At 63.8% G+C, this 11,392-nt stretch carries 6 protein-coding genes and 1 CRISPR repeat array (1 of these 7 only partly in view); all 6 genes read right to left on the reverse strand.

The features are described from left to right. A CRISPR array of direct repeats spans positions 1-2,743; the repeat unit is 37 nt; unit sequence GCCTCAACGAAAGCGCCGCGGCCGAAACCGCGGCGGG (it extends 903 nt beyond the left edge of the window). 201 nt (positions 2,744-2,944) lie between these two features. The 6 genes from cas2 to cas7g are packed head-to-tail and all read right to left on the reverse strand — an operon-like array spanning position 2,945 to position 11,323. After that, positions 2,945-3,247, reverse strand: a complete 303-nt coding sequence (gene cas2, locus AWC16_RS09480; protein WP_085264481.1) for a CRISPR-associated endonuclease Cas2 — start codon at positions 3,245-3,247, stop codon at positions 2,945-2,947. Next, positions 3,244-4,848: a CRISPR-associated endonuclease Cas4/Cas1 gene (locus tag AWC16_RS09485; RefSeq protein ID WP_085264482.1), complete on the reverse strand. Its 1,605-nt coding sequence runs from the start codon at positions 4,846-4,848 to the stop codon at positions 3,244-3,246. The genes cas2 and AWC16_RS09485 overlap by 4 nt, the downstream gene beginning before the upstream one ends. 19 nt (positions 4,849-4,867) lie before the next feature. Further along, entirely contained in the window at positions 4,868-5,881 is a 1,014-nt protein-coding gene (locus AWC16_RS23865; RefSeq protein WP_133055927.1) for a hypothetical protein, read from the reverse strand. Next, complete coding sequence (cas3g, locus tag AWC16_RS09490; protein ID WP_165759194.1) at positions 5,878-8,556, reverse strand: type I-G CRISPR-associated helicase/endonuclease Cas3g; 2,679 nt, start codon at positions 8,554-8,556, stop codon at positions 5,878-5,880. Before cas3g ends, AWC16_RS23865 begins: the two co-directional genes overlap by 4 nt. Then, positions 8,553-10,112: a type I-G CRISPR-associated protein Csb2 gene (gene csb2 / locus AWC16_RS09495; RefSeq protein WP_308213323.1), complete on the reverse strand. Its 1,560-nt coding sequence runs from the start codon at positions 10,110-10,112 to the stop codon at positions 8,553-8,555. The genes cas3g and csb2 overlap by 4 nt, the downstream gene beginning before the upstream one ends. Continuing rightward, on the reverse strand, positions 10,109-11,323 hold the full coding sequence (cas7g, locus tag AWC16_RS09500) for a type I-G CRISPR-associated RAMP protein Csb1/Cas7g (protein WP_085264485.1): 1,215 nt from the start codon (positions 11,321-11,323) through the stop codon (positions 10,109-10,111). The genes csb2 and cas7g overlap by 4 nt, the downstream gene beginning before the upstream one ends. Positions 11,324-11,392: the final 69 nt, after the last annotated feature.

The raw sequence follows: 11,392 nt of genomic DNA on the forward strand, positions 1-11,392 counted from the left end.
CCGCGGCGGGACGGCGGTGTCCGCGAGACGGTCGAGTAGCGCGTCGCCTCAACGAAAGCGCCGCGGCCGAAACCGCGGCGGGGGTGGAACGGCGCCAGTCGCGGTGGCTGCGATGCCATGCCTCAACGAAAGCGCCGCGGCCGAAACCGCGGCGGGAACAACAAGGTGAGCATCGTCGGGTTGCCTTGGATGCAGCCTCAACGAAAGCGCCGCGGCCGAAACCGCGGCGGGGGGGTGTGAACTATTAACCCAGCAAGCACATAGTATGCGGGCCTCAACGAAAGCGCCGCGGCCGAAACCGCGGCGGGCTCGGATGGCCCGGATGGTCGGGCAGGGCCAGTCGAGGCCTCAACGAAAGCGCCGCGGCCGAAACCGCGGCGGGTGGCATCGCGCACGGCTCACCGCAGGCGCAAGTCTTCGCCTCAACGAAAGCGCCGCGGCCGAAACCGCGGCGGGTGCAAGCCCGTAGTCGCCGTCGACGACGAGTTGCGAGCCTCAACGAAAGCGCCGCGGCCGAAACCGCGGCGGGCACGTTGGGGGACTTCACCACCTCGGCGGTGCGCATGCCTCAACGAAAGCGCCGCGGCCGAAACCGCGGCGGGCACACCGGACTCGTTGTCGAAGGGGATGGCTCCGTTGTTGCCTCAACGAAAGCGCCGCGGCCGAAACCGCGGCGGGCTTGTACTGCAATGCCTGTTCGGGGGTGATGCCCTCGCCTCAACGAAAGCGCCGCGGCCGAAACCGCGGCGGGCTGGTCGTCGATCGTCGTCGGCACACCCTCCGCAGAGGCCTCAACGAAAGCGCCGCGGCCGAAACCGCGGCGGGCTGGTCGTCGATCGTCGTCGGCACACCCTCCGCAGAGGCCTCAACGAAAGCGCCGCGGCCGAAACCGCGGCGGGACGAACTGCCTTCCGTCCCACCGACGCCCGTCGGGGCCTCAACGAAAGCGCCGCGGCCGAAACCGCGGCGGGGGCCCGCAGCTCCGCCGTCGGCATTGCCGGGTCGGCGGCCTCAACGAAAGCGCCGCGGCCGAAACCGCGGCGGGTCTGGTGTGGCTGCGGTGCGTTCGTCGGCGTAGGGGTCGCCTCAACGAAAGCGCCGCGGCCGAAACCGCGGCGGGCAGGGGGTCGTCGTAGTTCACCCCCGCGTTGGTGGGTGGGCCTCAACGAAAGCGCCGCGGCCGAAACCGCGGCGGGCCATGAGCACCACCACCGCACCACGGGCAATCAAGCGCGCCTCAACGAAAGCGCCGCGGCCGAAACCGCGGCGGGCTGACGGTGCCGCCAGCGACGCCAGCTAGGCAGTCGCAGCCTCAACGAAAGCGCCGCGGCCGAAACCGCGGCGGGACGGCGGTCATCACTCCGGCCCCGATGCGGCTGGGTTCGCCTCAACGAAAGCGCCGCGGCCGAAACCGCGGCGGGCCGGCAAGCACATAGCATGCAGGTATGACCATTTACGAGGCCTCAACGAAAGCGCCGCGGCCGAAACCGCGGCGGGACCATCACCGAACACCTGGGCGTGCATCGAGTTCAGGCCTCAACGAAAGCGCCGCGGCCGAAACCGAGGCGGGCTCAACACCATCGGCCCAGACCGCCATCACGGCTCCAGCCTCAACGAAAGCGCCGCGGCCGAAACCGCGGCGGGTTGACGTGAAGCCAGCCGTTGGCGTCCACCTCGCCTCAACGAAAGCGCCGCGGCCGAAACCGCGGCGGGGCATCTCGTTGACCGCGGCGACCTCGTCGTTGCCGTAGCCTCAACGAAAGCGCCGCGGCCGAAACCGCGGCGGGCCGGTCATCTTGCGTTTCCGTTCGAGGTTGTCGAAGCCTCAACGAAAGCGCCGCGGCCGAAACCGCGGCGGGCGGGCCCGGGGAGTGATCCGCCACATGACGTTCTCGACGCCTCAACGAAAGCGCCGCGGCCGAAACCGCGGCGGGTGGGTCGCAATGGGAGAGATCCCCGAACTCGGATGTCGCCTCAACGAAAGCGCCGCGGCCGAAACCGCGGCGGGGTGGACGAACCAGGCCGGGACGAATCCGTCGGTGAGGCCTCAACGAAAGCGCCGCGGCCGAAACCGCGGCGGGGCGAGCCAGGTCGGGTCACCAGTCCAAGGTCCAGTGGTCGCCTCAACGAAAGCGCCGCGGCCGAAACCGCGGCGGGCCGCACCGTCGGGATCGCGCCCCGCGGATCGATATGCCTCAACGAAAGCGCCGCGGCCGAAACCGCGGCGGGGCCCAGGAACCCCGCGTAGTGGATCAGTTCCTTGCCTCAACGAAAGCGCCGCGGCCGAAACCGCGGCGGGTCGGCACATCCCGGATCGCGGCGCCCAGCTGGTTGAAGCCTCAACGAAAGCGCCGCGGCCGAAACCGCGGCGGGGCGCCATCAGTTGACGGCCTCGGGTGCTGGCTTGGTGCCTCAACGAAAGCGCCGCGGCCGAAACCGCGGCGGGTCCGAAATCCGGGTGTCTTTCTCGGCCGCCTTGGCTTCGCCTCAACGAAAGCGCCGCGGCCGAAACCGCGGCGGGTGCAAGCGCATACCATGCAAGCCATGACCATTTACGAGGCCTCAACGAAAGCGCCGCGGCCGAAACCGCGGCGGGTCAATTCGACGGCCGCGCAGGGCGATGGCTGCTTGGAGCCTCAACGAAAGCGCCGCGGCCGAAACCGCGGCGGGCACGCACTCAGCCACTTATCAGCTAGAATCTGTGGAGCCTCAACGAAAGCGCCGCGGCCGAAACCGCGGCGGGAGCCCTGGCCAAAATACCATTTTGAGCAGCAGTGATGCACGCTGTCGGCGAGGCCGATTCTCAGAATTCACACGCGTACCGTACTTGTGATGGCTAGATTCGGCACAGCGACCGTGAGCTGGATGTTTGGTGTACGAGACGTCGCCGGTAGACGATGCAGTATCGGACTGCTCGCGTATGCGCGTAGCTGGTAAGCGCTGGCTACACAATGAAGCTATCGGACTCAGTCATGGGACGGCGGGCGCCTTCGAACTCAAATTGCCGACCAGATAGCCGGGCGACGGGTCCAAGATCACAAAGAAGGAGGGAATCGACAGAGTGGTTGATGATCCGTGAGATCTCTGTCCGAAGCCGGATCATCTTTGCAGGCGTGGTGTCAACAACGACGACACTGTACTGGATGCGGTCACCGTATCTGCCCAGGGCCTTGGCCAGTTGATTTCGTCGCTTATCGTGGGTGACGTCATACGCGACGAGGGTACGGCGTACATCGTCGCGAGTCATCGCGTTCGAATCCCTGTATACCGCTTGCTCGTTCCATCGAGCATCCCCAGTATCATGCGGGCTTGGACCTCCATCGCTCGGCGCCAGCTGACGGCATATCCGAATACGGGATGCTTGAACTCCTGCTGTACACGTCGCTGGTAAGCGCTGGCTAGTGCTCGGCGCGCCTTGTCGCTTAGTAGCCGCCGTCCAACTGCTGTTGGCAGATCCGAGACCACAATCTCGCCGTTGTTGATCATGCCCACAACGGTCGAGTCCGCGACGGGCGCACGAAACTCCTCCATCAGGTCGAGTGCGAGCGCCGGCTTATTGCGTGCAGCGGTATGCAGGAATCCGGCGTTTGGGTCTAGGCCGCATGCGTGGAGGGCGCGGATTGTGTCCGTCAGCAGGAGCCCGTATGCATAATTCAGTAGGACGTTCAGCGGGTCGCCGGCGCCGCGTCCCGTTCGTCCCGGCCAGGACTTGGCAAATTCGGGGTCGGCGCCGTCAGCCAACAGGGCGGAGAAATTCCCGAAATAGAACGCGGCCGCCTCGCCTTCGAGTCCGTATAGGTGCGGGATATCAGCTGCGTGGCCGCATTTTTGGGCGATATCCCGCAGTGTCTTGACGACCCGGCCGACGTCCGTCTTGGCATTGCGGCGCAGCTGGGTTGCCTGATTCGCGACCTTCGAGCTGATGAACTCGCGTGCCAGTTCCAAGTGGCCGACTTCGGATGCAACATGTTGCTTCACTCGTGCCAAGCCGTTTGGGGATGAAGCAGAACGAGCGCTGCCGACCACGCGACCACTGGAGGAGCACCACACGATTGTGTATCCACGCCAGAGGATTTCACGCACCAATGCGCTTGATATGTCTACGTTCCCATGGACGACCATGCCAACGACTCTCTCAAGCGGGACGCTCGCGATCTCCTCACTTCGTCTCGCGACGATCACGCGACCCGAGCGCAGGGAGGCACGGCTGCCCGCCGATGTTAGATGAAGGATGTCTCCGTGGGGATCGCTCACCGAGACCCGGCGCCGGGTTCCGGTTCGATTGTGTTCGTCGGGAAGGCAGATAGACACGTGTGAGCACGAGCTACAGCGTGGATCATCGATGAGCGGTGCAGGCGCATTCTTCCGCTCGATGATCTGTCGGGTGGTCGCCACCCACCGATTTGCCTGCTGGAGGTCTTCAGTAGTTAACGGAACCTGTACTGCGCGGCGGTGATTGGTGAAGTAAACCTCTTGTGAAACAACCTGTATCCCCGAAGCCTCCAAGCACATTCGCTGAAGCGCAAGTTGAATGACGTTGGCGTCGGTGACCCGAGCTGTGCGCCGGACCGGCGTTGACTTGTATTCGACGATACTCACCGCTTCGCTTCCGGCAGCCCGAAGTACATCGCACCGCCCAGACAGCCCGAGTGCCCCGTGTGAGATATCGAGCGAGCGCGTCCGCAGCTGGTCGGTTCGGGGGTTGTCAACCGCGGAATGCGCAGCGTGACCGGCCTCGATCTGCGCGTTAATGACCTGTTCGCCTGCAGCTTCAAGCCATGCGCGACGCTCGCAGAAGACAGTGTGCGCCACCAGGCTGATCGGAATCTCGACACGCTCCGTCGTCATCGTTGGCTGCCTATTTTCGTCACAAGGTTTCGAATACACCGGCCAGGACCTGGCGCTCCGGTGCGGATGAACTGCCTGCCTTCCGTACCTGGAAGCGCACTAAACCTGTCACACCACTGTGCCTGAGTGCTTCGCGACCGACAGCACATTCAGGCGTTTCCCGCGCTCCGAACGCGGCGTCGTTGAATGCGCGTGAGCGAAGTACCCGACGAAGCTTCGCTGGTGACGTAGGGGTCGTTACGAGCGGTAGTGCCATCTGGGCGGGGTGGATCTGGTTCTGCAGATCAGCACCCGGAGTAAATGACTGTCGCCCGATCCTGTGAGTGATCCGGAATGCAGATAGGCCCCACAACGCGCACCACGCGATGGCGTTATCGACTGGTTGCGGAGTGACCAAGCCTGTTCCGGAACGGGAACCGATCCTGTTCTTTCCCACCTCATCGACTTGTGCGTCACCGGCGAGGCCGGCCAGAATCGCATCTGGTGTTCGAGCAGATACGGACTTGGCGAGCAGCGCAAGGCGATTCCGGGTGAAGTCCTCGCCGCGGTTACGTGTCTTCATCTCCCATCGCGATGCGCCCCGGTCAGGCTCTGGAACTGTGTGGAGCAGCCAGTAGGCTGGCTCACCGAGTGCCTGAATCATGAGCGAGTCAATCCAGGACTGGTTTTCTCGAAGATCGAGGGCGGCCCAGCGCATCGAGTACAGGTTGCGCCAGTCGCCTCCGCTTTCTGGCACGGCGATCCGTGGACTGAACAGGCCTACCTTTGAGCGCTTTCCCTTGGACGTCACCGTCGTTGTCTGCTGCACCCACGACCCGTGCATGCGATGAGCCACCGCGTGGGTGTACACGGCAACACTAACTTGCTGCGGCGTCGAACTCAGTTCGCTAATGGTCAGCCGGGGTTGGGCCGACTCAGGCCAGGAGACTTTAAGATCGCGCTCTCCCGCTTGCTCAAGGATGGCGCTGAGCCCGAAACCCGCGAAGTGGTCGAGGGCACGGGTGTGGTCGGATCCGAGAATGAACTCGGTCATGAACCCTCCTTGGAAACAGCGCAGTCCGCCGCTCGCAGGAGGGCTTCATAGTATGCGCAAGCCCACGGGCCGATCCGGCGATGCGTATCGTCGATCAGGGCCTCCCAGCCCCCGCGGTCGAACAACTCAACCGCCACCGAACTTGGCCTTCCGTCGACGGGATCAACGAGTTGTATTGCACTGTGCGGAAAGAAGGCACGCCCCCAACCGTGGCTCGTCCCGACGAGTCTAAGGATGAGGTCCCGGCTTTCACGTTTGACGTCAGCGAGTGCACTATGCGCGAGAAGGGCAGACAATTGCTCATGCCGCCACCCCCGCGGTAATCCGGCTCGCGCGTTCTCAAGCTGTGCGCGCCTGAACGATGCCCCTCCGCTCTTGGCCCGCGGTGCGTCCCCAGGCCGCGCACCGAGGACCCGCTGGAATCGACGGTCGCGTTTGCCGTCATCGTGGTGTAAACCCGCTGTAGCAAGCACATCGACCTCGGCCGGGGTCAATGACAGGTGCAGGCCGAGGGATCGGGCGCGCTCGGCCACAGCGGCAGAATGCGCGCCCAACTTTACGGGCACAGTACCGCCCCAGATTTGGCGGTTCTCATCGTCATCGACTACCGCTCGCGTCGGCCGAAGTACAAGCCATGGCACTTCACCGCGGTCGTCGCCCTCATACGGTCGCCCGACAATGACTTGGCGTTGCTCGCTTCGGATACTTTCCACCAGCAGCTGAATATCGTGCGCGTCACAGTCCTCGTCAGCGATGACTTCCTCGATCTGATCGAATAGGATAGGGTCATCCTTTCGCCAGATGACCTCCACCGGAGTTCCATCGGTGTCGACGAAACCCCACACCGTGACCTGCTCTCGGGCGCCTTCGCCGTAATCGACAATGGTGTGCTCCCGGACGATGGGGTGTTCCGTATCGAGGATCAGCACGTCCCCTGTCTTTGGGTCCTGTTCGCCGCAGGGCAGCTGAGTGATAGCTCCGTCGCGCCACGCGAATATCCGGTGTTGAGGGCCGTGCTGACTTCCAATGACAGCGCAAATTCTGCGGGCAAGGTGCACGCGTACGGGGAACGTCTCTCGTGCGGCGGGGGGAGTTGCCCGAAGTAACGCAAGGGCATCAAGGTCGTTGACTGGGAGGTTGGATCGGAGCACAACGCCGCACTCTTGGCGATCCGGTTCGAGATCGTCACGAAGCCAAAATGCCAGCTCCGTTGGGGCGGCAAGGTCTTCGCTCGTGGTTGAAAGTGCCTCGGCATCGCCAGTCTCCAAACGCGCAAAGACGTCTCGCCGTGGGGATGGTAGGGGCGGAGGATCGTCGGTCATCGCCAGGGGCGCCATGCCGGCGGAATCCGCCGCTCTCCGCGCCACCCACGTGTGCGCGGCCATCAGCTCGTCTGCTTCGTAGGGCCCGTGATTACCAGGTTCTCCCTTCGGACCGATAACGATGATCGGTCCGGTGTCTCGTGTGCCCAGCCGGTTGACCCGGCCCGCTCGCTGCGCCAACGCCGAACCGGGCGCCAGTTCGGTGACAAGAGCAGCGAAGTCGATGTCCACACCGACCTCAATCGTCTGAGTTGCGACTATGACACCCACACGGTCGTCTCCATCAGGCTGGAATGCACGCGGATACGACTCGATCTGTGCAGCCAAATCCAATGGGCGCATCGGGCCAACCCAGGTAAGAACCTGGTTTCGAGTGGTCTTTCCTTCCAATCGCTTTCGTAGGCATGCTGCAACCTGGATTGCCGTCGACACCGTGTTCACAACACATCCGACAGTGCCGTCCGTCGTCCGGCCCACTGTCGCGAGGACGGTGTCAACGAGCTCAGTGATGTATTTGTCTGTTGGGCGTCGCGTATCCGGCCACAAGTCCGTCGCGTGGTAGGTCACTGGTTTCGGACGGCTGAGGCGCCGGGCCAGTTCGGGCTCGGTCGCGAGATCAGCTGCGGACACACCGATGGACTGCTGGGCGGGGCTGGCCCCGGGAGTGGCTGTCGTCTCGACTACCTGCAGAGCGGGGGCTGGCAGGGGGAATCGTTCTTCGAGCTGCCGGACTCGTCGTGCGGTTTTCAGGAGCTGGGCATTCAGATGCGCCTCATCGAGGATCATTACCGAATCGAACGCGAGTAGGCCGGCCTCCCGGGGGCGGGCCTGCCGTGACGACCCATATCCCCCGAACAGCAGTCGGCTTCCCCACATATCAGGTGTCGAGCAGATCACGGTGCATACCGTCGGGTCGTCTACCCATGAGCGGTCGGGCAGCAGGCCGCCCCTCAGCGTCGCTAGTGCAATGGCCTCGCCGAATGTTGACGAGTGAAGCCGAAGGCGTCGCAGGCCCTCAGCGACCCTCGCCACCACATCCGATTTGGGGGAGTGCAGATTCCGCTGCAATTCCAGCGCGCGTTGTTCGTGCGCATCGACGATACCGCGCCGATTGACGACGATGGTCAGCCGTCGTGGCACTCGCGGACCGCTCTTCCACCCATAGCGCGCGTTGACGAACGCGTGGACATCGACCACGTGAGACTTTCCGGTCCCGGTCGGTGCGGTGATCGACTCAGGCCATTCGCCAGTCTCGCCGACCGTTTGGCACAGCCGGGACTGCCAGGCGAACGGCGGATAGCCGTGCAGTGCGGTGAAGAAGTCGTCGAATTCTTCGAGCCTTAGACCCGTCACCGTGCCACACTCCAAGATTCGACGAGAGATGCCGGCCGGTCCAGTGGGCAGAGTAATCCTCCACCGAGATGGCGGCTTTGACCGACTGCGATGAGGGCTTGGGCGGGAATCAATGAACCGCCGTCGAGTTGCAACCGGTAAGGCTGGGCGACAACGCCTTGCGGCATTTTGTGGGCGTATTTGCCGATGTCCGCGTCCGGCATCGGGACCGTCGTCAGCGCGGTGACGCCTCGTGATGAAACAGCTTTGACAATTGCGTCGTAGCGCTCCTGGGCGGACGCGGAAGGTGGCATCGGGAGCGCATCACGAAACACGAATCCAACCGATAGTAAAGCTGATTCAGCGAGGGTCCAGGCGCGTCCTGCTGAACGGCGTGGTCGCCGCGTCTCCGGCATCACCGCCGGTAGGCTTTCCCAGACACGCACCATGCCGGGCTCCGGTGCTCGCCAAAACGTCGCCGCCTCGAGGATAGACCTGCTCCGCAAGGTGATGGACTTACTTCCGCGACGATAGAGGCTTTGCACCCTGTCGAGCGCGCGACTGGTGATGGCCAAGGCGCCTTCCGGGACGAGCACTGCGATTCCCTGGCCGAGACCGGAGTGCTGGGAAAGGCTCATGACGCCGGCGTCGATGGGTTGGACAGCCACGCGATTGGCTGGAGGGACCGCCTCCCTGTCATACCGGCCGGTAATGATGGCCGACGTATCCGTGTCCAATGCTGCAACCATCGCGCGGTGCACGGCGACGGACCACGCTACGCGTTCCAGGTTGCTGATCGGACCGTCGATCCCGACGTGGATGACGTGGCGCCATGGTGCAGGCGGCGGGGTGGGCTTGTCGATCATGTCGTATCCGATGTCGACAGAATTTGAGTGCGTGATCAATGGCGGGTCAGGGAGTTCACTTTCCTTCCATCGGTCTTGCGCAATAGTCGGCGTCTTGGAAAGCTGTGCAGCTCGGTGCAATTCATCCAGTTCACCGAGGCGACCACTGATCGGGGTTGCGATCCGAGTTGCCACGCGGGCGAACGGCGAAACTTGCTGCGAGCGGCGATGTGTGGGTGCGATTGGGCCGAATTCGAGTACGACTGGCGAGTCCGCCTCGCCAAGGCACGGAACATCCTCGCACAGGATCCTCAATGATTCAGCGATGTCCTCTGGGACGCTGTCCCAGCCCCAACCTATGGGTGCTGACACTGCGGTCCCGAAACCAACTGCGCGCTGCACCTTCCTTCGCTTCGGCACTGGGCGGACCCTATTGAAGACGCCCTCGTCACGCCAGGAGGCTTCGTACTCTTGTCGGCTCTCCCGGGCCGTTGGCAACTCAACGAACTCGGGCGGGTTGTCCTCGATCCATTCGAGCGCGCGGGTTGCCGCTCGCGTACGCGTCAGTCCCGAGGGCTTCACCTCCGCCGAGCTACCGGCGGACGCCGCCGCCACTAGAGCAGAGTGCAGGCGCAAGGTGGACGGAAGTAGATCAGGTGACCCATCGGGCCGGTGCCCGACGTAAACACCGAGTGGGAAGTGCGCCCGTATTCCGATGATCGACACGGTCACTCCTCGGCTTCCGCGTCGGCATTGTCTACGACGATTTCGTTTCCGGTCACCGCAAAAACCTGCCCCTCCCAGCGGATTCCTGCTCTAGCGCGGGCCTGCTCGATTGCCTCGCCCAGCAGAGCGTCGGCGGTGTGAATGTCGATCGGGGCGAGTGTCATTACTTGGCCGTAACGTGCATCCAGCTCGGTCTTCGGGACGCCGGCTTCGCGGAGGTTGCAGTTCGCGCGGAGGTTCAGCTCGGCGTTGGCACGTGCGAGTCCGGCCAGCGCGAACGCGGCGAGCAACGCTCGGCATGCAGCGTCACCGTCGGGCCCTGCCTCGAACCGCATCTGCCTCAACGCGGCGAACGACAACACATGTGACCTGATGATCCTCCGGCATGAAACCAGGCCAAGGCCGTCTAGCGAGGGTGGAATCGAGCCGAGACCTAGCTTCGAGGCCGAAATACGGCGATTCTTCGCCTTGTCGATGTCACTTCGGATTCCTTCAACGGTTTTGGTCGATAGTTCTGCCTCTTGATCGACCAGCAGTTCCTCAAGTTGCGCGCCGGTCAGTCGCACGCTCGGAGCAATGCTGTCCGAACGTGCCCCGCCTCGGCGGGGCGGCTGAATCTCATTGACGTCCGGTGCACTCTGATCCGCGAGCTCGCCGATGATCTCACCGGTGAGAGCACTGCGATAGCGCCCCTGCCGGGCTCGCCGTGTCGAATCCCAGCCGCCGAGAACGAGCGCGGCTGGAGCGAGTTCAAGGATGGGCCGAACGTTCAGCGGCGTCGCATCACGAGCGGCTCGATACGTTGAATTCTCGGTAACGCTTGTTCCGTTGACGTGGCCCGCACGAATGTGGGCGTCGTAGAGCCGGTGTGGGAGCTGAAGATCGCTGGCAGACCTGCCGTCGGCATACTCGACGACGATGCGGGGAGTGAGGGACAGTGGTTCAATGCCATCTGAGATCGCTTTGACGATCTCATCCTCCACACGGTTGAGTTGGGAGGCTTTGCCATCGACAAGTACGCAGTTGGCGGGTTGGTCATCAATGAACCGCAGCTCATAACAGAAGGTGGCGCCGCTGCCTCGGGCTGGGACAAATCGTGCCGGTGCGATGCCCCCGTGCGGGCCTTCTGCCGCAACCAACTCGGTGACCGAGCTCAAGGTGGCTGCGCCCCCTGGGCGGCATGCGGCCAGCAAAAGGCCGAAATCGAGCGTGTCCATGGTGTCCTCGTTTCCGTCGGTGCAGTCGTAAACCCGTCTGAGTTCAGGCGTGGCGCAGATTACAACCGG

The organism is Mycolicibacter longobardus (assembly GCF_002102265.1).
GTDB classification, from domain to species: Bacteria; Actinomycetota; Actinomycetes; order Mycobacteriales; family Mycobacteriaceae; genus Mycobacterium; species Mycobacterium longobardum.

Coding starts and splice junctions, on each gene's coding strand:
- cas2 (WP_085264481.1), bottom strand. CDS start 3,247: ATGACTCGCGACGATGTACGCCGTACCCTCGTCGCGTATGACGTCACC.
- AWC16_RS23865 (WP_133055927.1), bottom strand. CDS start 5,881: ATGACCGAGTTCATTCTCGGATCCGACCACACCCGTGCCCTCGACCAC.
- cas7g (WP_085264485.1), bottom strand. CDS start 11,323: ATGGACACGCTCGATTTCGGCCTTTTGCTGGCCGCATGCCGCCCAGGG.
- AWC16_RS09485 (WP_085264482.1), bottom strand. CDS start 4,848: ATGACGACGGAGCGTGTCGAGATTCCGATCAGCCTGGTGGCGCACACT.